The organism is Flavobacterium aerium, from assembly GCF_030766725.1.
GTDB classification, from domain to species: Bacteria; Bacteroidota; Bacteroidia; order Flavobacteriales; family Flavobacteriaceae; genus Flavobacterium; species Flavobacterium aerium.
Genome location: NZ_JARQWR010000007.1, coordinates 16,084 through 38,775, shown reverse-complemented (window position 1 = coordinate 38,775; position 22,692 = coordinate 16,084). Strand labels below are relative to the sequence as shown.

The window sequence follows — 22,692 nt, the reverse complement described above, 5'->3', positions numbered from 1 at the left end:
TTTTAGTTGAATCCTCTTTGACGTTTTGCTTCAAAAATTAATATGGCTGCGGCAACTGAAACATTCATAGAGTCAATCTCGCCTTGCATAGGAATAATAATATTTTGTGTGCTTGCTACTCGCCAAGTATCGCTTAAACCTGTTGCTTCAGTACCGACAACTAATGCCGTAGGGGTAGTGAAGTTTTGGGTATGATAGGAAGTAGAATCTTGCAATGTTGCGCAGTAAATAGAAATATTGCGTTCTTTTAAGAAAGCAATAACCTCTTCGGTTGTACCTGTTGCAATAGTATTGGTGAAAATGCATCCTACACTAGACCGAACAATATTTGGATTGTATAAATCACCTTTTGGATTTGCTATAATTACGGCGTCCACATTGGCCGCATCGGCTGTACGTAATATTGCACCGATATTACCTGGTTTTTCAGGAGCTTCGGCGATTACAATTAAAGGATTGTCTCCAAGATTTAAGTCGGATAGATTCAAGCTCTTACTTTTTGCAATAGCAATAACACCTTCGGTAGTATCACGGTAAGCTAATTTCTGATAGATTTCTTGATTAATTTCTATAAGGTCAGCGCTTCTGGATAATGTATGTGCTTGTTTTTCAGTGTATATTGGTGGGTAGAATAATATTGTTTCAATAGTATAACCGCCTTTAATGGCCATAGCAATTTCTCTTTGGCCTTCAATTAGAAAGGTACCACTTTGTTTTCTTGCTTTGGCTTTTTCCTGTAGTTGTACAAGAGATTTAATAAAAGGATTCTGTATACTGGTAATTTGTTTTATCATAATAATAGAAAGTCATAAGAAGCTACAAAGTTAATAGATTCAACTTTGGATTTATAATATTCCTCGGGCTTTGATTTCTAAATATTTATTAATGGTATCTAAAGTCAGATTTTCAGGTTGTGTTAATACAGAATGGATACCATATTTTTTAAGTTCATTGACGATTAAACGTTTCTCAAAGGCAAATTTTTCAGCAATAATTTTGTCATATACTTCTTGAATATTTTCTGCTTTTTTATGAATGAATTCATTCAATTCAGTATTATTAAAGAAAACGACAATTAATAAATGCGTTTTTGCGATGGCTTTTAAATAGGGTAGTTGACGGTTTAGATTATCGATGGTTTCAAAATTGGTATATAATAAGATCAAGCTACGCTGATTAATATTCTTTTTGACATCAACATATAATCGACTAAAATCAGACTCGAAATAATCTGTTTTGATATTGTATAAGCTTTCAAGAATCTTTTGCATTTGAGAAGATCTCTTTTCGGCAACTACACGATTCTCTACTTTTTTTGAAAAAGTAAACATTCCAGCTTTATCTTGTTTTTTTAGGATAACATTGGATAATACTAATGTTGCATTGATGGCATAATCGAGTAAGCTAAGACCATTAAAAGGCATTTTCATTACACGGCCCTTATCAATAACCATATAAACGGATTGTGATTTTTCATCTTGAAACTGATTTACCATTAAGCGATTGCTTTTGGCAGTTGCTTTCCAGTTTAAGGTTCTAATATCGTCGCCTTGCACATATTCTTTAATCTGTTCAAATTCCATCGTGTGTCCTATACGACGTATTTTTTTAATACCATATTGAAACAAATTGTTTGAAAAAGCAATCAGATCGTATTTTCGTAATTGAATATAAGATGGATAGGTTGGTACCATTTGATCTTTATTGAACGTAAATCGCCTGGCAGCTAAACGTAAAGGAGAAGAAACATAGATGTTTAAATTCCCAAAGAAGTATTCTCCTCGTTCAGTTGGTCTCAATAAATAATTGATTTCATCTTCCGAAGAAGCTTTAATCTTTCTGTCGATTTCAAAGTTTCTAACTTGAAATTGAAATGGGATTTCATCGATTATCTTTGCTGTAACAGGGAAAGTATAATAATTCCGAATACTCACATTAATGGGGTTTTCATCTCCATTGGATAATTTTTCTGGAGTGATACGAGTGGCTTCAATGCCGTTTTTTGCCAAGAAAAGGATTAAAATATCTAAGAACAAGAAGATACAAGCAATTAATAGTAATAGCCATGCGACATTGTACAATGCTGGGAAAACAAAAGCAAATCCAAAGGCTGCTATTACACCCAGTAGTGTATAGAAGAATAGATTGTTGATATAGAGTTTTCTAAATAATTGCATTATCGAGGTATTTCTACCGTTTCAATGATTTGTTTAATAATTTCGGTGCTGTTGATGCCTTCCATTTCTCGCTCTGGTGTTACAATTACACGATGTTGTAATACTGGAATGGCAGATTCCTTAATGTCTTCTGGAGTAACAAAATCACGTCCTCTTATGGCTGCATATCCTTTGGCTGCATTTAAAATTGCGATAGAAGCTCTAGGTGATGCTCCTAAATATAAAAAGGCATTTTCTCGTGTGTTTACTACAATTTTAGCAATGTATTCTAATAATTGTGGCTCAACAATTACTTGTTTTACTAAGGATTGATATTGCTTAATATCACTAGCAGATAGAATGGCTTGAATGTTTTCTAGTTTTCCTTTGTCTTGTAATACGTGTTCTCTTTGAAGGATAATAACTTCCTCTGATAGGTTAGGGTAATCGATATTAATTTTGAATAAAAATCGATCTAACTGTGCTTCAGGTAAGCGATAGGTTCCTTCTTGTTCAATAGGATTCTGTGTTGCCAATACTAGAAATGGTGTTTCTAAGGTATAAGTAGTTCCATCCATAGTAATTTGTCTTTCTTCCATTACCTCAAATAATGCTGCCTGTGTTTTTGCAGGAGCACGATTGATTTCATCAATTAAGATTAGGTTGGAAAAAATAGGTCCTTTTTTAAATTCAAATTCTGATTTTTTCAAATCATAAACGGAAGTTCCCAAAATATCTGAAGGCATTAAATCAGGCGTAAACTGAATACGGCTAAACCCAATATTTAAAGTTTTGGCTAATAATTTTGCTGTAATTGTTTTAGCAACACCTGGTACACCTTCGATTAGTACGTGACCATTAGAAAGGATTGCAACAAGGAGTTGGTCAATCATTTTTTCTTGCCCAACGATTACGGTTTCAAGCTCATTTTTAATGGCTTGAATACTTTCTTGTAGTTTCGTTAAGTCTATGCGAGATTGAAAATTTACATTTTCATTCATATGCGGTTCTGGATTATTCGGATCTAAAGTATTCATTAGCTCAATAAATTTTCTATAGTGTTGTTAATTTCTATCAGGTCACTTTCGACACTGGTAAAGTTTCCTTTTTTATGCTGATTAATCAAAAGTACAATTCTTTGTATGAGAAGTATATCTTTCCCTGTTTTTTGGTGTAATTTTTTAATAAAATTATTGTCCAGTACAGTAGTGTCCATTAGATAATCATGTCTTATTTTTTCTAGGAAATAAATAATTTTTTTATCAATCATAGTGTCATGATCGCCTTCCTGTGCATACAGGTTTCCAATGGTTTTCGTGAATTCTATAGTTGTATTTGATAAAGGTGTAATAATCGGTATAATGCGTTGTCTTCTTTTGGCATTGAAAATCATGAAAATCACCATACCAATTAAAAAGATGTACCAGGCCCATTTTAATGCGGGTTGAGTTAATATATAACGCATTGGTGAAGATGACATCTCATTGTTTGCCGCAGATTTTATATACCAGTATATTTCTGGTTGATTGATATAGGATAATACTTTTTGGGCATATTCATAATTCTTTTCATTTAATAAATGAAAGTTGGTAAAAGCATTAGGTTGTAAATGCAGATAGAAATTCCCAGCCTTATAGGGAACTTTAATGAAATTGGTGAATTTCTGACTGCCAACAGTTTGGTAACCTAATACAGAGGTCGTTAGTGTGTCAATTTTTGAGAAATAATTAGTGGAAGATCCTTCTACAATTTTATATTTCTGGTTTCCTAAATTGGGATTTACTAATGAGCTGTATAAACTATCATTGCTATTGAAGCTACTTTTGTAATCAATTTTAAGACTGTCCATTAATTGTTGCGAAAAGGATTGCATGCTTAAGAAAACATCATTTCCATGTTCTGCAAAGTAGAGTAGTTCATTAGTAGATTCTGGATCAATCTCATAATTTTGCGCAATTGCTAAAAATGTACCTTTTGCATCATATGAATTGGTTTCATAAGTGTATTTAGGATCAAAGTATTCATAGGCCGTTTTGGTCAAACGATGAATATTTTGTCCTTTAAAAAGGCTGTCTAATTCCTTGTTGAATACATACATACCAAAAGGGATTTTATCCTTTATGCCATACGTAGGTGTCCAGTTGATAGGTTTAGGTCTATTGGCATCAATAACAGTTATTCCGATGATTACCAGAACAAGAAAAAAGATATATATTTTAAGTGTTCTATTCATTATCGTACAGTTTGAATTGCTTTTTCAAAGGCTATTTTTGCTTTTTCGAAAGCAGGCTCATCCAGATCAAATTCACCATACCAAATGTAATTATACAGATAGGAGAGGTATGAGAATTCACTTTTTAGGGCCTCATTCTTTATTTCATATAGGTAATCTGAATTTGTTTTTTCGGGATCCCATTCAATGATTTCTTTTTCTGCCATCTTTTTTAGGAGCCATAAATAGTAATATCGAATGGATAGACGTCGTTCGCCAGATTGTAACGAGTTTTGAATCAATTTTTCAAAATCAATCAAATGAATTTGTTTTTCAATCTCATCATAGCGAATTATTTTTTTATCGGATGATCGGCCAAAAATCCATTGTCCTTCCTTATTCATAATGGCTTTTACAATCAGATAAATAACAAAGATGATAACTATTACAGCTAAGACTTTCAGTGTTATTTCGATTACTTTACCCGATGGACCATCTCCTCCAAAACTGAATAATTTTGAAAGTGTATTTTTAAGCCATGTAACAAAGCGTTGCCACATGTTTTGTTCTACAGCTCTAGGCTTATATTGGAAGTCATCGTCTGTATATTTTTGTTGGAAGTTCTTCTCAAATTTTTGCAGCTTAACCGCACTATGGTCTAAAATAATATCTTTTTCAGTAAAGACAATAGTATCTTTCTTGACTGCTGCCAATGAATCTTGCGCCCATGATGGAGCTGCACAAAGTAAAAATAGATATAAGAGTAGTTTATTCACTATGAGAGGTTCCGATCAATTCAATATCGCTTTGAGGTGTGTTATTTTCATTTATTTCTCTAATACTATAGTAGATTATACCTTGATTCGTTATTAATAAGTTATTCATGATATAATTAGCAAGCGTGGAGACAACCATAGCAATAATCATCATAGTAGCAAAGAAACCAGTTTGTTCAGGATCTACGGCTGATTTCCCACTCGTTGTACTGGTAAAAAGACTTATCATTCCAATTACATATGGAACCAATGCTACAATCGTTACTATTGCCTGGATGATTAAATAGCAAATGATAGTTGAACCTACTGTTGGCCAAAATTGTTCTTTTACAAGCTGAAATCCTTTTCTTAAAGCACTGAAAAATCCTTTGTCATTATTAATATGTTCGTAGAAACTCAATGTAATCCAGCTTACATAGGCGGGAACTCCAATGATAATTAATGGAATTCCAATAATAATAAAAATGGATAAGATTAATAATCCAAAAACTAGTATTGTTAGCGGGAAAAGTATGAAAAAACCACCAATGCTAAAGGAGATTATTCGTCCTGCTTTTAGCTTAATTTGTTTCGCAATATCTCTTATTGTGAAGTTATTCCCCTTGTTTTGCTCATATAATTCCAAGTATACTGCTGGATAAGCAAAATTCAATAATGTTAATGTAAATAGCATCACTACAAAGACAATTAGTGTCCCTATAATTAAGCCCATGTTGTTATTAAAATAACCTGAAAATATATTAAAATCAGGTTCGGCATTTATTGAACCACCAAAGAGAATTTCAAAGTATACTTTGAAGATAAAATAAATCAAAACAGTAATAACCAGTAATGGAATACCATTCATGATTAAATAGTTCTTGAAAAAGTGTTTTCCATTTTGCTTAAAAAATGAAAAAGTATCGCTTACGAATTCACTAAATCCTCTTTTTTTAAATAATATGAACATTATGATTTTTAAATTTTTTGTTAATAATGAAAGGGTAAATCAAGAAATAGTATGAAATTAATGAAAGGGTGGAAAGTATGATGAATACACTAAGCCAATGCGGCATACTTACAGAGTAACGTGTAATAAAACCTTCCAGAAACCCAGCAGCAATCGTAAAAGGAATGGTGCTTAGAAATATTTTTAATGAATTTTTGAAGCCAATTTTAAAGGAATTCATTCGAGAATAGGTTTTTGGAAACAATATACTTGCTCCTAAGATAAAACCAGCTGCACATTCAATTACAATGGCAAAAATTTCCATTGATCCATGAATCCAGATTCCGCGTACACTTTCCCAGAATACCCCTTCTTGGTAAAAGAAATATTGGAAAGCACCTATCATCAGGCTATTTTGTAGCATGACATAAAATGTACCCACACCACCAAAAACGCCAAAAATAAAACAGCGTGCACCTACATAAAGGTTATTCATGGTAATCGCAATAAAACCACCCCAATTACTTCCGGTGGTATAGATTGCAACGGGATTACCGTTTTTGATGTTTTCTAAAGTCTCATTAACATAATCATCTCCGAGTATAAGTCTTACAAAAGTATCATCATATTTAGCCGATAAAACGCCAAATGATACGGTAGCGAAGAATAAAATAAAAGCATATACCAAATAACGGCGATATTGATAAACAATTAGCGGTACTTCAGTTGTGAAGAAGTATTGAATTCTATTCGTTTTTGTTCTTTTGGTTTTGTAAATTCTTTGATAGATTTGCGACGCCAAATAATTAAGGTAAACAACCGTTTTACTTTTGGAGTAATAGGTCTGTGCGTAGGATAAATCGTTGACTAATTGTATATATAAACTAGCCATTTCATCAGGATTTTTTTTAGCTTTACCGAAAATAGCTTCTTCAAATGAAAGCCATTTTTCTTTATTTTGTTTAATGAAGGCTATTTCTCTCATAAAATGAGGATCAAATGAATTTAGTATTAATGAAAGTAAGCTTTAGTATATTAACAAATATACAATAATCATGAAGCTAAAATATAAAATATGTCAGAACTATCAATAAATACGACTCAAAATGTTATGATTAATTTTACCGCCGCTTCTGTGGGGGATAGAATTTTTGCCTTCCTTTTGGATTATGTGATTAAAATCGCATATATAATTTTTGTCTTTTATATTTTCTTTTACACATTTGGAATTAGTGATGTTATTGGACGAATGGATATGTGGTCTAGGATGGCTGTAATTGTAATGTTCTATTCTCCCGCATTATTCTATTCTTTAATTCTAGAAAGTTTCCTAGAAGGGCAAACTTTTGGGAAGAGAATATTGAAAATTAAAGTAGTGAAAATTGAAGGTTATCAAGCCTCTTTTGGCGATTATTTGATGCGTTGGTTATTTCGAATTATAGATGTTAATTCTAACTTTGGAGTAATTGGATTGATTAGCATGATTATGAGTGAAAAAACGCAGCGATTGGGCGATATGACTGCTGGAACAGCAGTTATCACTTTGAAAAATAATATCAATATTAATCATACCATATTAGAGGAAATAGGAGATCAATATGTGCCCATCTATCCTTTGGTAATAAAGTTAAGTGATAATGATGTTCGTATTGTAAAAGAAACCTACCATACTGCAATGCAGAATAGAGATTTGATAGTGTTATCCAAGCTACGAGATAAAATTGAAACAGTTACCGGAATTAAAAATCAATCTGGAAACGATGAAGATTTTATCAAAACAATTTTAAAAGATTATAACTTTTATACCCAGAACATGTAATGTTTTATATAATAGAAATTTTAGGTACAATGGCATTTGCCATTTCAGGTGTACTAACGGGTATGAGTAAAAAGATGGATCCATTTGGTGTATTTATCATAGGTCTATTTACCGCAGTAGGAGGAGGAACACTACGTGATGTATTAATTGGTCGTACTCCAGTAGGTTGGATGAGGGATTTAAATTCATTGTATGTTATTATCTTAGGCTTCTTTTTAGCGTTAGTTTTTAGAAAAAAACTTGATTCATTCCGAAAGTCATTACTATTGTTTGACACGATTGGATTAGGTGTTTTTACGATTGTTGGTATAGAAAAAGGACTTGAAATTAATTTAAATCCAGTTATCTGTATTGCTCTAGGTACAATGACGGCATGCTTTGGTGGTGTATCCAGGGATATTTTATGTAATGAGATTCCTGTTATTTTCAGAAAAGAAATATATGCAACAATTTGTATTGTTGGAGGAGCTATCTTTTTCGGATTGCGTGCTATGGGTATGACAGAAGATGTGCTTTATGTTGTAACAACTGGAATTATTATTGCCATTCGATTAATGGCTGTAAAATATAGATGGTCATTGCCTGCTTTTGAACACCATGAAGATTCATAATTATCGAGTAAGATAAAGCCATCCCACTAATGCCTTTGGGTAATCAGGATCATTTAATTCGAGTACATAATAATAAGTTGATTCCGGAACAAGATTCCCGTGTACAGTAGCGCCTTTATTAGCCGTGCCATCCCAATCAGGATCATTATGGTTGCCTTGCCATACTAAAGTCCCCCAACGAGAATAAATAAACAATTCATAATTCGTGAATATATTACGTAAACCATCGATGAAGAAAAAATCATTCATTCCATCGTGATTGGGAGAAAAACCATTATAAACCTTAGGAGGACAATTTTTGGTGCTAAGCAAAAAGGAGGTAATACTAAAACAATTTTCATCTTCTATACGTACAAAAATCTCTGTAGGACTGCTTTGAGTAATATAATTTGTTGTATTGTTAATCGCGTTAACATTCTGTATTGCATCTTCGTGACTATTGAAAAATGAAACCAGATCTTCGGTGTTTACTTTTACAAACTGTTCATAATGCGAAAAATTAAAAATACCTCTTCCTAATCCTAAATTACAAGTTTTTATTTCCTCTAAAGGATTAAATTTTGGTTGAAATAACAGTGCAATAGTTGTAATGAAAGTATTGTTCGTTTCATTAATCTCGGTAACGATACCAGTCCCATTTCCTGTATCATCCACTACAAGTTTTAATTGAAAATTAGCCACAATATTTTCTGGAATAGTGAGTGTTGTTGCAAAGTTTTCCGACCCATCTATTGGGATAATGGTCTGCGTTGCTAGAGTTGAAACAAGTTGATTATTAATATAAATTGCAATCGGAGTACCGGCGGGTAAAGGATTGGTACTTTCTATATTATAAACGGAGAATTCAATATCAATTTTTTTGATTCTGCAATCTAAAGTATAATCCGTAAGCGCAATAGTAGCATCGGGTAGCTGACTGTTTAATTTTGTTAGTATTGTATTAATCATTACGAAATCCTGCCCAGAGGTTAGCGAAATTTCAGCAGAATCATCCCCGATCGCTATGTTATCCTGAATAGAATAAAAATCCATATCCATGTTGAATAATTGATCTGATCCGGTGAAACTATTAGTCCCATTAAAAGCATTATTGGCAGGATTTAGAGGAGGATTACTAATGATATTTCCATTGATGCGGAGTGTTTCATTGACACTGATATTACGATCACCTTCCCAAGCCAAAAAACCAATTTTTGCATCCTGATCATCGATTACATTAAGGTTCGTTAGTGTAATGTTGATAGCATCAGGAACGTATTGTAAACCATCATATAAATTCAATTGATTCAGTGGGAGATTATCATTTTTGTAGATGATAATAATGGACCAACCGCCAAAATTGGTTCCATTAGGACAATAATCAGCAATAATATTGGTGAGATCTAAATCAGAAAAAGTATAAAGTCCATTTCCTGTAGTTTGTACAAACGCAGTGATATCCTTAAAAGCACTAAAGAAAATGAGTTCAGTATTGTTTTGTACGACGTTAAAAGTTCGTTCGGCAATAATATCCTGATTGTTCAATTTTACTTTAAAATCACCAGGACCAGAACCCGCCCAATAAAGGTATGCTTTTTCAATCTGATCATCGGAATTCAAGGTCAATGTTGCCGAAGAAGTCGTTAAAATAGTACAAGGAATCCCAATTCCATTTTCTCTTAAATTTAGCGTATTGCCAATAAAAGTAAAATCATAACGACCGTTAAATTGTTTATATAATGCAATATCCTGTCCAAAAAAGGAGAAGGAAGGTAATACGATAAACACAAAATAGAAGAAGAGTAGTTTTTTATTCATTAAAATCTATTTACGGCTGTACGAATTAAAATTAGTAAATATTTATCAAACAATGGTTTAATTTTTAAAATTGATAAGTTTTGATGTTTATTTTAACAGTATTGTTGTTTAATGTTGTGTTTCGGTGAGAATTTTGTTCTTGGAATTAAAAAAGAAACATAGGGTAAATTGATAAAAAAGCAGTAATTTTCCGAAGTTTAAATTTTGGAAGTGAGTTATACTGTTAGACCATACAAAGCCAGTGATAGCATGAATTGGAATACTTTTATAAGTAGAGCCAAAAATGCTACTTTTCTTTTTCATCGCGATTTTATGGAATATCATGATGATCGATTTCAAGACCATTCCTTAATTGTTTTAGAAAAAGATAAATGGATTGCTGTTTTACCAGCCAATAGAGTAGATGAACTGGTATATTCACATCAGGGACTTACTTATGGTGGGCTAGTATATGATGAAAAGTTAAAGCTGTTTTCGGTTATTGAAATAGTAAAATCAATAATGATTCATTTACAGGAAAATGGAATTACAAAGCTTCATTTAAAATTAATACCTTCTATTTATTGTGATATTCCTTCAGAGGAACTTCACTATGCGCTTTTTTTAGCTGATGCAAAATTGGTTCGTCGGGATACTTTAGCCGTTATTGATTTAACTCAGAATTATGCTATCGCTAAAGGGAGAATTGAAGGAGTGAAAAAAGGGGAGAAGCATTCTTTAATTGTAAAAGAAGAAGAAGATTTTAAATCCTTTTGGGAAATAATACTAATGCCAACGCTAGAAAGAAAACATCAGGCTAAGCCAGTACATTCTTTAGTAGAAATAGAACAATTAAAACAAAAATTTCCTAAATCCATCCGTCAGTTCAATGTTTATTATAAAGATAGAATTGTGGCTGGAACGACAATTTTTGAAAGTAAAAATGTATTTCATGCGCAATACATTGCGGCCGATGAAGATAAAAATGAATTAGGAAGTTTAGACTTTCTATACTATACTTTATTAAAAACGATTTTTAAAAACAAACATTATTTTGATTTTGGGATATCAAATGAAGACCAAGGTAGAAAACTAAACCAAGGTTTATCATTTTGGAAAGAAAGTTTCGGAGCCCGAACGATAGTGCAGGATTTTTACGAAATAGATACAACACAATTTTTTAAACTTGATAATGTAATCCTATGATTTCTTTTTTGAATTTACAGAAAATCAATAAACCTTATGAAGAAGCATTCAAACAAAAAATGGATGTTTTCTTAGAGAAAGGATGGTATGTGCTAGGAGATGAGGTTAAAATATTCGAGAAAGATTTTGCGCACTATTGTGGAGTACAGCACTGCATTGGTGTAGCCAATGGTTTGGATGCATTGACTTTAATTTTTAAAGCGTATATACAACTGGGTAAATTAGTAAAAGGAGATGAAATCATTGTACCCGCAAATACATATATTGCCAGTATTTTGGCTATTCTTGAGGCAGATTTAATTCCTGTTCTTGTGGAACCAACTATAGAAACATACAATATCAATCCTCAAGAAATTGAACGTTATATAACCCCAAAAACAAAAGCGATTTTGGCTGTTCATTTATATGGACAATTGGCTGATATGCAATCCATCATTGCGATTGGGAAAAAACATGCTGTGTTAGTTATTGAAGATGCTGCTCAAGCTCATGGTGCTACAACAGAGTTAGGTACAAAAGCAGGAAATCTATCGGATGCAGCTGGATTTAGTTTTTACCCAGGGAAAAATTTAGGTGCTTTAGGTGATGCAGGTGCTATTACAACGAATGATGCCGAGTTAGCCAAAATGGTAATTTCTATTCGGAATTATGGATCTGAGGTGAAATATTATAACGACTACATAGGTGTGAATAGCCGATTAGATGAACTACAAGCTGCTTTTCTGAATGTAAAATTGCCAGATCTGGATTATGTAAATACTAAAAGAAGAAGTATTGCGAAGGAATATTTGAAAGGTATAAAAAATGATAAAATAAACTTGCCTTACTATACTAATGAAGAAGACCATGTTTTTCATGTATTTGTCATTAGAACACAAAATAGAGAAGATTTGAAACGTTATTTGGAAGAACATAAAATTCAAAGCCTCATTCATTATCCAATACCACCACATAAGCAGAAGGCTTTGCCTTCTTTTGCTACATTATCGTTCCCTATTACAGAGAGAATTCATCGCGAAATATTGAGTATTCCCATAAGTTCTGTGATGACTCCAGAAGAAGTTCAAACAGTAATTACAGTATTAAATCAATATTGATTTGAATTTTATAAAATCCATAGTGCAAACGCCCTTATTCAAGATAACTTCCTTGAATAGTCTGAGTGTGGTAATTCGCATAGCTATAGGATTAGTAACGTCAAAAGTTGTTGCATTTTTTATTGGGCCCAATGGTATGGCTTTAATGGGGAATATGCGGAATTTTTTAGCTTCAATGGAAACCATTTCAACATTGGGATTTCAAAATGGAATTGTGAAATATGTAGCCGAAAATGAAAAAAAACAAACGGAATTAAAAGCCATTATTTCTACTGTTTTTTGGAGTTTATTAGTTGTAACCTTACTACTGAGTAGCGGTCTATTCTTTTTTGCAGATTTTTGGAACAAAGAAGTCTTCGGATTACGTTATAATTACGGAATTATATTTAAAGCCTTGGCTATTGCCTTACCGTTCTATGCATTCAATGTTTTTATAATTGCAATTATCAATGGGTTAAGTCAGTTTAAAAAAGTTATATACATTAATATTTTCGGTAATATCTTCGGATTTATTATGTCGGTTCTGTTTATCTATCAATATAAAATAGAAGGTGCTTTATTTGCAATTGTAGTAACGCCGGGATTAATGCTATTTGTCTCCTTTTTTATGATAAATAAAGACTTCAAACTAAGAGAATATGTAACATGGAATGCCTTTGATTTTGCTATAATCAAAAACCTATCTTCCTATTCGTTGATGGCCTTTGTTTCGGCCTTTATTGGGCCACTATTGTTTTTAGTCATTCGGAATAATGTAATAGATCGTATTGGCGTTAGTGAAGCTGGATATTGGGAGGCAATTAGCAGGATAGCAACCTATTATATGATGTTTATTTCAACAATTTTGACGGTATATTTTTTTCCGAAGTTAGCACAAGCAAAGAATAATGTTGAAACACAATCGGTATTTGTGAATTATTATAAAACAATTATGCCCCTTTTATTATTGGGAATGATTGGTCTATTCCTATTCCGTTCATGGATTGTGAAAATACTTTTCACTACAGAATTTTTACCCGTAATTCACTTGTTTTTTTGGCAGCTATTGGGTGATTTTTTTAAAGCAGCATCGCTAATTTTAGGCTATCAGTTTTTTGCTAAAAAAATGACAACAGCTTTTATTATTACAGAAGTAGGATCACTTGCCGTATTGTATATATCCAGTAATTATTTATTGAATTATTACCAGTTAGAAGGAATTGTAATGGCGCATGCTTTTACGTATGTATTGTATTTTATTGTGCTGGTAACCTACTTTAGAAAGAGTTTGTTTTTGAAAAAGTCTACTGAGCCAACTTCCAAGTAGATAGATATTTTTCGGCTACCTTTAGATAATCATGTTCCTGTTCTACAAAAGCTCTTGCGCGATGGCTTATGGTTACAATTTCAGTAGGATTTTCAATTAGATAACTAAGCTCAGCAACAATTTGGTTTACATCGGGTAAAGCATTAATGGCGACTCGCTTAGTTAGAGTATAATGGTCCATAAATTCCGTTTCTGCCCCTGTGAAAACTACTTTTCCTTTGGCCATAGCTTCAAGTGCATTATAGCCTTGATCATACGCATAGATTTGGTCTAATAGTATATGAGCTTCATCATAAAGCTTGATGTATTGCTGATAAGGAATATTTTCAGTGATAATGACTTGAACTTTTGTTGGATATTTTTGCTCAATAATTGCCAACGCTTTTTCAAAAAATGGAATTCCTTTTTTATGATAATTCAAACGATTAATTCCCATGAAAATAATGATCTTCTGTTCAATGTTCGGAACTTTATAAGGAAGTAATCCAATATTAATAGGATTAGAGATTAGACCCAAAAACTTTGGGTTTTCACGTAGAGGAATCGCATAATCCATATCGGAAGCAATGACACCATTTATTCTTTGATAGACAAAATTATGTAGTTTTCGATGTGATTCATTAACATACTTCAAGACATAATCATATTCATAAATCAGCGACGAATCCTTAAAATAAGGATCTAATAAAGAATAACGAAACTGACGTTGCATCATGTAATGAAGACAAGCATAATCAATCCCACAAGAAAGCAGAAAAACCGTTTTATTATGTTGAAATAGTTTTTTTAAGAGATACTTTTCAAGAGGAAGTACTGTTTGAATCGGAGCTTCATTAATCAGTTGTACTAGATCGTAATTCTGAAACCTTTTGTGAATAAAATAAAATCGGATGCCACGCTCTAAAAAATCTAAATTAAGCCTGAAAATACGATTTGTAAATTTATTAATAAATCTTAGAAAAGGTTTCTGTGACCATTGAGCCTCAAAATTATAATCTACTGGGAAATTTTTAAAACCATCACCACTACCTGCTATTTCAACCTCATGTCCTAGAAGGATTAGAGCTTCTTTTAGCGTGTTGTGCAAGCGGCTGTATTCACCCACCAATAGAATCTTCATAATTGTTTATATTTGTTTCTAAAATTAATTAAAAAGCTAATATAGCAAATGAAGTCCTATAAAATATGTTTACTTGGAAATTGTCTGTCATCCGGTGGCGCAGAAAAGATGCATGCTGTTTTGTCTCAGTATTTTGCAAGTAAAAATATAGAAGTACACAATGTTATATTAATAGATCGAGTATATTATTCCTATTCGGGGACATTACTGAATTTAGGTGCTATAAAAAACGAACGAAATGATATTTTCAATCAGCTGAAAAGATTAAACGTACTCCGTAGATTTTTTAAAGACAATACCTTCGATTATATTATTGATTTTAGATACCGGGAACATCAATTACAAGAATTTTTATTTTCCAAAGTTATTTTTAATGCTCCTTATGTACCCATAATACATAGCTACATGACCTATTTGTATTTTCCATCAAATAAGTTTTTAGCCGAAAAAATCTACAGTAACTCCTATGGAATTGTAGCGGTATGTGATGCTGTAGCAGAAAAAATAAAAGTAGAATATAATTATGAAAATGTACATAAAGTATACAACCCAATTGAGTTTGATAAAATAATAACCTTATCCCAAGAAAAACTAGAGATCAGTTATCAATACGTATTAGGTGTTGGGAGAATGGCACTCGATAATATCAAGCAATTTGATAAGATGATTGAAGCCTATGAGCAATCAGTTTTACCGGTAAATGATGTTAAGCTAGTTTTGATTGGTGATGGTCCACAAAGAACACAATTAGAAGAATTAGTGCGCAAGAAAAACTTAACTGATAAAATCTACTTTCTTGGATTTCAGGAAAACCCATTTGTATACATGAGAAAAGCTTTGTTTATGCTTCTAACCAGCAGAAATGAAGGATTTCCAAATGTAATCAATGAATCACTAGCTTGTGGAGCACCAGTTGTTTCCTTTGATTGTCTGTCTGGACCAAGTGAGATGATTATAGATCAAGAAAATGGACTCTTAGTAGAGAATCAAAATGTAGCACAATTTATTCTCGCGATGAATAGGCTGTATGAAGATAAAGCATTGTATGAAAATTGTAAGAAACACGCGGTAAGCAGTGCAGAACGATTTTCTTTGGAAAATATTGGACACAAATGGTTGGATTTTCTGAAAATTAAAGTAAGTTAGTCACATGAATGTATCGATAATTGAAATCCCCAAAATTGAGGATTACCGTGGTAATATTGCTGTAGTTGAAAATGAGTGTGTACCTTTTGAAATCAAAAGAGTATACTATTTATACGATGTGCCCAGTACTTCACATAGAGGAGGACATGCACATAAAAACTTACAACAGCTATTGATTCCGTTATCAGGAAGTTTCGATGTATTATTGAAAGACGGAAAAGAAGAACAGATTATTACTTTAAATAAGCCAGATAAAGGATTATTGATTAATGCCAGTATTTGGCGTGAACTAGAAAACTTTTCTTCAGGAGCAGTTTGTTTAGTAATTGCTTCAGCTGTTTATAACGAAGAAGATTACATCCGAGAATACGATGAATTTATTGATTACGTTCAATCGAATCAATTATAGATATTTACAGTCAAACCTTTGTCGGTTAGCCATTGCTTAAAGTTATATAATGCCCTTAAAAGAGGAGTAGGAAGTCTCAGCAAGAACCATGTTTTACGAGAAATGTTATTTTTTGAAATCCCATTCTTGTAAAAATTAAACCTTTCAATGTTATAGTCCAACTTATGCTTTAATGCAAATTCAGCGCGATAACGATCCAAGAATTTTTTTAAAGAAAGATTTTCCTGTTCTTGAACCAGAAATTTATCCAATGTATCAAAAGAACGCTTAGAAGTATTTACATTCGATACACGATTACTCCCATTCAGTTGATAGCGCGCTGTAACTTCAGTATCAAAAGCGACAGGATATTGCAAAGCAATTCGCGTCCATAAATCAGTGTCCTCACCAGCAGCTCCAAAAGAAATTGAAGCATCAAACGTTCCTACGGTATCCAAAACTTTTTTAGGAATTGCTAGTGCTGAGGTCCAGGCTAATCGATAATCTAAACTAGAAAGGAAAAAATCAGCCACGATTCCTTGCCAAGGATGTGCTGGGATACCTTCATAATGCGGAGTAATAATCTGATTAGGGCTGTAATAAAATGTATAATTTGTAGCGAATATTCCACTCGAAGGAAATGCTGTATAAAGAAGGTAAAGTCGTTCAAGATGATTGGAATACCAATAATCATCAGCATCAAGAAAAGCAATTAAAGTTCCAGTAGCTTTATTAATTCCTTCGTTTCGAGCTTGGGAAATTCCTTGATTAACCGTTTTATAATATTTAATTCGAGGATCATCAACCTTTGCTACTTCTGCTGCACTATCATCTGTTGAACCATCATTGATAATAATAATTTCAAAATCTACAAACGACTGCTGTGTTACACTTAAAAGTGTATTTGCAATGTCATTTTGCTTGTTGTATAATGGAATTATTACAGAGAAAATAGGCATTTAGCGGTTTTTTATACTACAAAAATAGCCTAATTTATATAAATCAAAAATGAATAAAGAAGGATTTTTAGATAATAGATTTTTCTTCAATAAAGGCTGACTTATTTTAAAAAATGGAATAATGAGATACTGTAATTTGAATTTTGAAATCTTGTTATAAAACTGGGTCAGTGAAGTATCTTCAAAATTGATAATGCCTTTTTCAGTAATGAAATTAAGATTATTAAGTGAATGATGAGTCTTCTCCAAAAAAACAGAAGAAGGTTCTATATTTAAATGATAAGAACTATTTTCAATATGCGTAATCGGAATGCCATTCTTTTTTAATTCCATAACAAATACTAAATCCTCAAAACCATAGTTTGTAATCTCGCCATGAAAAGAATGCTCTAGCATGATTTTCTTTTTTATCAAGATATTGGAAGTTAAAGCATAATGATGCGGTTTTGTGATTCTAATCTGTAATGGAATTGCCTCTCTTTTTTTGCCATAAACCCAACGAAATAAATGATCATCAGTAGGTCTTTCATCTTGATAAACAATACCACCAAAATAAACATCACTTTGATTCGAATGTATAGCATTCAGATAATTTTCTATGTATTTAGTATCTTGAGGAAAAGTGTCGCAATCCATAAACAATAACCAATCATAAGATGCCTTTGAGGCTAATAGATTACGAATTTTTGAACGCCCAATGTTCTTCTCCAAGATAATGTATTGACAGAATAATAAGTCAGAAATAGAAGCATTCTGAGCTGAAATTTCAGAATTTGTAGAAGCATCATCAATGACAATAATTTCAAAAGAAACTTTTGAGTCTAATGCATATTGATGTAAAACTGTGATCAGTTTTGATGCATTATAATTATATATAGGAATTAATATTGAAAGCATTCGTTTTTTTGAAATTTCAATAACAAAAATAACAAAGTAAAATGGGTTTTAGAGATAAAATACACAATGATTAAACGAGAAAAATATTTATTTCACTTCTTTAATTTTGAAGTACAATTTGAAATTTTAGTATAAGTTCAATGAATAGAGAATAGCCAATCTCTCGAATTAAATCAATCCTAATATAATTAGAGCTATCCAGTTCATAAAACGTCATTTGGAATAAATACCGGTACTACTATCTATGACAATCTGGGATATATCAAATAATCCGTTAGAAAACAGATATGGTTTTTTGAAAAAATGTAGTGTTGTTTTTTAAACAGTACGCTGTACCACTTCAAAAATCATGTTGTCATCACATTTTAAAGTCTTGGCAGGGAATTTCATCAATAAAGCATAATCATGTGTAGCCATGATAATCGTTTTGCCATTTTGATTAATCTCTTTCAACAACTGTAATACTTCAGCGCTCGTTTGAGGATCTAAATTTCCTGTAGGCTCATCCGCTAAAATAAGATCTGGATCATTCAATAAGGCACGAGCAATAGCAATTCGCTGTTGTTCTCCACCAGAAAGTTGATGTGGCATTTTGGAAGCTTTAGATTTCATTCCAACTTTATCCAATACTTCATCAATTTTAAGTTGCATTTCAGATTTATCAGTCCATCCTGTAGCTTTCAATACAAATTCAAGGTTGTTGTTGATATTACGATCTGGTAATAATTTGAAATCTTGGAAAACAATTCCAATCTTTCTTCTCAAATAAGGGATGTTAGCTTCCTTTAATGTAGCCAAGTCAAAGTCAACAATACTACCTTGCCCTTCAGTTAAAGGTAAGTCAGCATAAAGCGTTTTCATAAAACTACTTTTTCCGGAGCCCGTTTTTCCAATCAGATAAATAAAATCACCTTGATTGACTTCAATATTAACATTTGACAAAACTAAATTTTGCTCTTGGTAAATATTTACATTTCTTAAAAATAATACGGGTTGCGACATAAGTAAGTGATTTATTTCGTAAAAGTACTAAGTTAACGTACTACATCAAAATTTTATTTTGCAAATAAGTAAGAATAGAATTGAAATCCAAAGATTTGTATTCTACTAGAACTATAGAATATTCCTCAAAGAATTAAAATTTATCGTGATAATCAAGAATTGTTAATACTAAAATCCGTTTTATAGGCGTTATAAACAGTAAGAATTTGATATATTTGATTTTTTTAAAACCCATAAAACAATGCGTAAATTTTCTTGGCTAATTATTTTGCTACTTTGTATTGGAACAAAACATGTTTCGGCGCAACAATCAGCTATCTATACACACGACTTAAAGGATTATGACAGAGCAGTTTTGCTTTATAATAGTAAACAATATCAGTCAGCTCAAATTATTTTTGACCGAGTAAGAACAGAAAATTCAAACCAAGAAGTACAAGCGGATTGTGCGTATTATATTGCAAATTGTGCAATACGTTTGAATCAGATGAATGCTGATCTATTGATGGAGAATTTTGTAGAAAACTATCCTACAAGTACAAAACAAAATCAAGCTTTTCTTGAAGTTGCTCATTTTTATTTCGAACAAGGAAAATATCCTTCGGCATTAAAATGGTTTGATAAAGTGGATGAAGCGAGTATGTCGAATGACGATCGCGATAGTTATAACTTTCAAATGGGATACAGCTATTTTAAAGCAAATAAAGGAAAAGAAGCACAAAAGTATTTTGAAAAAGTAGTGAATTCAAAAGAATACGGATCACAAGCAAAATACTATTTAGGTTTCATGGCCTATGAAGGAGATAACTACAAAGAAGCCAACCAATACTTTGATCAAGTAGCAGGAGAAGAAAAGTACAAAGAAAAGATGTCCTATTTCCAGGCAGATATGAACTTTAAACTTGGAAAGTTTCAAAAAGCAATCGATCTTGGAATTGAGCAAATGCCGAAATCTGATGCCAATGAAAAGTCTGAATTGTCTAAAATCATTGGAGAAAGCTATTTCAATTTAAAAGAATATGATAAAGCAATTCCTTATTTAGTACAATACAAAGGGAAAAAAGGAAAATGGAGTAACACCGACTTTTATATGTTAGGTTATGCCTACTATAAACAAGGAGATTATGAAAATGCAATCGCTCAGTTCAATAAAATTATTGATGGTAGAGATGGAGTGGCACAAAATGCATACTATCATTTAGGAGAAAGTTACCTGAAAACAGATAAAAAACAACAAGCTTTAAATGCATTTAAAAATGCATCGGAAATGGAATTTGATTTAAAAATTCAAGAAGATGCGTATTTAAATTATGCTAAATTGAGCTATGAAATTGGAAATTCATACCAAAGTGTACCACAAGTACTATCATCTTATTTGAATAAATATCCAAATTCGGCTTTTAAAGCAGAAGTAGAGACCCTTTTGATTAACTCTTATATTACCTCTAAAAACTACAAAGAAGCTTTAGTCCTATTAGAGAAAAATAAAAGTTTCGAAAACAAACAAGCCTACCAAAAAGTTACTTTTTACCGCGGTTTAGAATTGTTTACCGATGGAGATTACCAAGAAGCTTTAGGATTGTTTAAAAAATCAATCGCTGAGCCAAGAGATGCTAAATTTACTGCTAGAGCAACGTTCTGGAAAGGAGAAACAGAATATGTTTTGAGTAATTTCCAAGAAGCCTTAATTAGTTTTAAACAGTTCATAGGTTTTGCAGAAGCGAAAAATACACCAGAAAACAAAAATATCAACTATAATCTAGCGTACACATATTTCAAACTAAAAGAGTACGATCAAGCAGCAACCTACTTCCAGAATTATGTAGCAGCAGCAAAAGACGATAAAGTACGTTTGAATGATGCTTATTTAAGATTAGGAGATAGTTATTTCGTTACTACGAAATACTGGCCAGCAATGGATGCTTATAATAAAGCCATTGACATGAAAGGAATTGATGCAGACTATGCCTTTTTCCAAAAAGCAATCAGTTATGGATATGTATCAAGAAATGATAATAAAATTACAGAACTAAATAAATTCGTTCAGAATTTTCCAAAATCAAAATTGAGAGATGATGCACTATTTGAATTAGGAAATACTTACGTAACGGAGAAAAAAACAGAAAATGCATTGAAAGTGTACGATCAGTTAATCTCAGAATACAAAGAAAGCTCGTATGCATCAAAAGCAATATTAAGACAAGGACTAGTCTATTATAATGCTGAAAAAGATCAACAAGCATTAACGAAATTTAAGCAAGTTGTAGCAACTTACCCAAATACACCAGAAGCCATTGAAGCTGTATCAACAGCCCGTTTAATCTATGTTGATTCCGGTAAAGTAGATGAATATGCAACATGGGTAAAAACATTAGATTTCGTAGAAGTATCCGATGCCGATTTAGATAATGCAACTTTTGAATCAGCAGAAAAACAATACCTACAAAACAATACAAAACAAGCGATAGCAGGTTTCACAGGATATGTATCAAAATTCCCGAATGGAATTAGCGCATTAAAAGCAAACTTCTATTTAGCACAATCCTATTTTGCGGATGGATTGGAAAATCTAGCAGTTCCAAACTATGAGTTTGTAATAGCAAAACCTAAAAATGAATTTACAGAACAATCATTAGCAAGACTAGCGCAAATTCATTTGAAAAAGAACGATTATGAAAAAGCCGTTCCTGTATTGAAAAGATTAGAGACCGAAGCAGATTACCCACAAAACGTAACTTTTGCTCAGTCCAATTTGATGAAATCATATTACAATCAAAAAGATTATCCTAACGCAGTAGTCTATGCAGATAAAGTATTGAACAATGCTAAAATGGATGATAAAGTAAAAAGTGATGCACAGATTATCGTAGCCCGTTCTGCCATGCAATCAGGAGATGAAGCAAAAGCTAAAACAGCTTACGCAAAATTATTAACCATTGCAAAAGGAGAATTAGCTGCAGAAGCATTGTATTATGATGCCTATTTCAAAAATAAAGATGGGAAATTTGAAGCATCAAATACCGCTATTCAGAAATTAGCAAAAGACTATTCAGGATATAAGTATTTTGGAGCAAAAGGATTAGTAGTAATGGCAAAGAATTTTTATGGATTAAAAGATGCTTTTCAGGCCAATTATATTTTGGAAAGTGTACTTAAAAACTTTGGAGATTATACAGACGTAGTTGAAGAAGCGAAAAAAGAGTTAGAAGTTATTAAGGCAGAAGAAGCAAAACGTAACTCATCGATTCATCAATAATTTAAAGATTAATTTTTAGCGTATTTAGGAATACGAA

Annotated in this window: 20 protein-coding genes; 8 read left to right on the top strand and 12 right to left on the bottom strand. The window is 32.2% G+C overall.

Going from position 1 to position 22,692, the window contains the following annotated elements:
• Window positions 1–2: 2 nt before the first annotated feature.
• Genes P6733_RS10605 through P6733_RS10575 form a run of 7 tightly spaced genes read right to left on the bottom strand, consistent with a single transcriptional unit; the run spans window position 3 to window position 7,057 of the window.
• The gene (locus P6733_RS10605) at window positions 3–791 is read right to left on the bottom strand and encodes a TrmH family RNA methyltransferase (RefSeq protein ID WP_306353093.1); all 789 of its coding nucleotides are present in this window, start codon (window positions 789–791) and stop codon (window positions 3–5) included.
• Between the two features lie 54 nt (window positions 792–845).
• Window positions 846–2,177, bottom strand: coding sequence for a DUF58 domain-containing protein (locus P6733_RS10600; RefSeq protein ID WP_306352845.1), 1,332 nt, complete (start codon window positions 2,175–2,177; stop codon window positions 846–848).
• Window positions 2,177–3,193 (bottom strand): AAA family ATPase, encoded by a 1,017-nt coding sequence (locus P6733_RS10595; protein WP_306352844.1) that lies wholly within the window; start codon window positions 3,191–3,193, stop codon window positions 2,177–2,179. Before P6733_RS10595 ends, P6733_RS10600 begins: the two co-directional genes overlap by 1 nt.
• Window positions 3,193–4,389, bottom strand: a complete 1,197-nt coding sequence (locus tag P6733_RS10590; RefSeq protein ID WP_306352843.1) for a DUF4350 domain-containing protein — start codon at window positions 4,387–4,389, stop codon at window positions 3,193–3,195. The genes P6733_RS10595 and P6733_RS10590 overlap by 1 nt, the downstream gene beginning before the upstream one ends.
• A complete protein-coding gene (locus P6733_RS10585) occupies window positions 4,389–5,144 on the bottom strand; it encodes a DUF4129 domain-containing protein (RefSeq protein WP_306352842.1) in 756 nt (251 codons plus the stop codon). Before P6733_RS10585 ends, P6733_RS10590 begins: the two co-directional genes overlap by 1 nt.
• Window positions 5,137–6,093, bottom strand: coding sequence for a hypothetical protein (locus P6733_RS10580; protein ID WP_306352841.1), 957 nt, complete (start codon window positions 6,091–6,093; stop codon window positions 5,137–5,139). Before P6733_RS10580 ends, P6733_RS10585 begins: the two co-directional genes overlap by 8 nt.
• Entirely contained in the window at window positions 6,077–7,057 is a 981-nt protein-coding gene (locus P6733_RS10575) for a stage II sporulation protein M (RefSeq protein ID WP_306352840.1), read from the bottom strand. The genes P6733_RS10580 and P6733_RS10575 overlap by 17 nt, the downstream gene beginning before the upstream one ends.
• Before the next feature lie 90 nt (window positions 7,058–7,147).
• Here P6733_RS10575 and P6733_RS10570 point away from each other — a divergent pair, with 90 nt between their 5' ends.
• Complete coding sequence (locus P6733_RS10570) at window positions 7,148–7,891, top strand: RDD family protein (protein ID WP_306352839.1); 744 nt, start codon at window positions 7,148–7,150, stop codon at window positions 7,889–7,891.
• Window positions 7,891–8,502: a trimeric intracellular cation channel family protein gene (locus tag P6733_RS10565; protein WP_306352838.1), complete on the top strand. Its 612-nt coding sequence runs from the start codon at window positions 7,891–7,893 to the stop codon at window positions 8,500–8,502. The genes P6733_RS10570 and P6733_RS10565 overlap by 1 nt, the downstream gene beginning before the upstream one ends.
• On the opposite strand, the gene P6733_RS10560 is transcribed toward P6733_RS10565, so the two are convergent.
• Window positions 8,503–10,299: a gliding motility-associated C-terminal domain-containing protein gene (locus tag P6733_RS10560; protein WP_306352837.1), complete on the bottom strand. Its 1,797-nt coding sequence runs from the start codon at window positions 10,297–10,299 to the stop codon at window positions 8,503–8,505.
• 210 nt (window positions 10,300–10,509) lie between these two features.
• On the opposite strand from P6733_RS10560, the gene P6733_RS10555 reads away from it, so the two are divergent.
• From P6733_RS10555 to P6733_RS10545, 3 genes are read left to right on the top strand one after another with little or no spacing between them, the layout of a single operon-like run.
• Window positions 10,510–11,484 carry a GNAT family N-acetyltransferase gene (locus P6733_RS10555; protein ID WP_306352836.1) on the top strand — a complete coding sequence of 325 codons (975 nt, stop codon included), beginning with the start codon at window positions 10,510–10,512 and terminating at the stop codon, window positions 11,482–11,484.
• Window positions 11,481–12,581: a DegT/DnrJ/EryC1/StrS family aminotransferase gene (locus P6733_RS10550; RefSeq protein WP_306352835.1), complete on the top strand. Its 1,101-nt coding sequence runs from the start codon at window positions 11,481–11,483 to the stop codon at window positions 12,579–12,581. Before P6733_RS10555 ends, P6733_RS10550 begins: the two co-directional genes overlap by 4 nt.
• A 22-nt stretch (window positions 12,582–12,603) precedes the next feature.
• Window positions 12,604–13,887, top strand: coding sequence for an O-antigen translocase (locus tag P6733_RS10545; RefSeq protein ID WP_306353092.1), 1,284 nt, complete (start codon window positions 12,604–12,606; stop codon window positions 13,885–13,887).
• Here P6733_RS10545 and P6733_RS10540 read toward each other — a convergent pair.
• Window positions 13,865–15,007: a glycosyltransferase gene (locus P6733_RS10540; RefSeq protein ID WP_306352834.1), complete on the bottom strand. Its 1,143-nt coding sequence runs from the start codon at window positions 15,005–15,007 to the stop codon at window positions 13,865–13,867. The two genes, P6733_RS10545 and P6733_RS10540, sit on opposite strands and share 23 nt — an antisense overlap.
• 48 nt (window positions 15,008–15,055) lie before the next feature.
• Between P6733_RS10540 and P6733_RS10535 the strand changes: the two genes are divergently transcribed.
• Together P6733_RS10535 and P6733_RS10530 are read left to right on the top strand one after the other, a co-directional pair.
• On the top strand, window positions 15,056–16,153 hold the full coding sequence (locus P6733_RS10535) for a glycosyltransferase (RefSeq protein WP_306352833.1): 1,098 nt from the start codon (window positions 15,056–15,058) through the stop codon (window positions 16,151–16,153).
• 4 nt (window positions 16,154–16,157) lie between these two features.
• Window positions 16,158–16,562 carry a sugar 3,4-ketoisomerase gene (locus P6733_RS10530; protein ID WP_306352832.1) on the top strand — a complete coding sequence of 135 codons (405 nt, stop codon included), beginning with the start codon at window positions 16,158–16,160 and terminating at the stop codon, window positions 16,560–16,562.
• Here the strand turns inward: P6733_RS10530 and P6733_RS10525 are convergent.
• From P6733_RS10525 to P6733_RS10515, 3 genes are all read right to left on the bottom strand, one after another.
• Window positions 16,553–17,500 (bottom strand): glycosyltransferase family 2 protein, encoded by a 948-nt coding sequence (locus tag P6733_RS10525; protein WP_306352831.1) that lies wholly within the window; start codon window positions 17,498–17,500, stop codon window positions 16,553–16,555. The two genes, P6733_RS10530 and P6733_RS10525, sit on opposite strands and share 10 nt — an antisense overlap.
• Window positions 17,501–18,397 (bottom strand): glycosyltransferase family 2 protein, encoded by an 897-nt coding sequence (locus P6733_RS10520; RefSeq protein ID WP_306352830.1) that lies wholly within the window; start codon window positions 18,395–18,397, stop codon window positions 17,501–17,503.
• A 318-nt stretch (window positions 18,398–18,715) separates the two neighbouring features.
• Window positions 18,716–19,399: a cell division ATP-binding protein FtsE gene (locus tag P6733_RS10515; RefSeq protein WP_306352829.1), complete on the bottom strand. Its 684-nt coding sequence runs from the start codon at window positions 19,397–19,399 to the stop codon at window positions 18,716–18,718.
• 241 nt (window positions 19,400–19,640) lie between these two features.
• On the opposite strand from P6733_RS10515, the gene P6733_RS10510 reads away from it, so the two are divergent.
• Entirely contained in the window at window positions 19,641–22,655 is a 3,015-nt protein-coding gene (locus P6733_RS10510) for a tetratricopeptide repeat protein (protein ID WP_306352828.1), read from the top strand.
• Window positions 22,656–22,692 lie beyond the last annotated feature (37 nt).

Coding starts and splice junctions, on each gene's coding strand:
- P6733_RS10550 (WP_306352835.1), top strand. CDS start 11,481: ATGATTTCTTTTTTGAATTTACAGAAAATCAATAAACCTTATGAAGAA.
- P6733_RS10565 (WP_306352838.1), top strand. CDS start 7,891: ATGTTTTATATAATAGAAATTTTAGGTACAATGGCATTTGCCATTTCA.
- P6733_RS10570 (WP_306352839.1), top strand. CDS start 7,148: ATGTCAGAACTATCAATAAATACGACTCAAAATGTTATGATTAATTTT.
- P6733_RS10515 (WP_306352829.1), bottom strand. CDS start 19,399: ATGTCGCAACCCGTATTATTTTTAAGAAATGTAAATATTTACCAAGAG.
- P6733_RS10595 (WP_306352844.1), bottom strand. CDS start 3,193: ATGAATACTTTAGATCCGAATAATCCAGAACCGCATATGAATGAAAAT.
- P6733_RS10575 (WP_306352840.1), bottom strand. CDS start 7,057: ATGAGAGAAATAGCCTTCATTAAACAAAATAAAGAAAAATGGCTTTCA.
- P6733_RS10535 (WP_306352833.1), top strand. CDS start 15,056: ATGAAGTCCTATAAAATATGTTTACTTGGAAATTGTCTGTCATCCGGT.
- P6733_RS10510 (WP_306352828.1), top strand. CDS start 19,641: ATGCGTAAATTTTCTTGGCTAATTATTTTGCTACTTTGTATTGGAACA.
- P6733_RS10530 (WP_306352832.1), top strand. CDS start 16,158: ATGAATGTATCGATAATTGAAATCCCCAAAATTGAGGATTACCGTGGT.
- P6733_RS10600 (WP_306352845.1), bottom strand. CDS start 2,177: ATGCAATTATTTAGAAAACTCTATATCAACAATCTATTCTTCTATACA.
- P6733_RS10580 (WP_306352841.1), bottom strand. CDS start 6,093: ATGTTCATATTATTTAAAAAAAGAGGATTTAGTGAATTCGTAAGCGAT.
- P6733_RS10560 (WP_306352837.1), bottom strand. CDS start 10,299: ATGAATAAAAAACTACTCTTCTTCTATTTTGTGTTTATCGTATTACCT.
- P6733_RS10525 (WP_306352831.1), bottom strand. CDS start 17,500: ATGCCTATTTTCTCTGTAATAATTCCATTATACAACAAGCAAAATGAC.
- P6733_RS10520 (WP_306352830.1), bottom strand. CDS start 18,397: ATGCTTTCAATATTAATTCCTATATATAATTATAATGCATCAAAACTG.
- P6733_RS10590 (WP_306352843.1), bottom strand. CDS start 4,389: ATGAATAGAACACTTAAAATATATATCTTTTTTCTTGTTCTGGTAATC.
- P6733_RS10540 (WP_306352834.1), bottom strand. CDS start 15,007: ATGAAGATTCTATTGGTGGGTGAATACAGCCGCTTGCACAACACGCTA.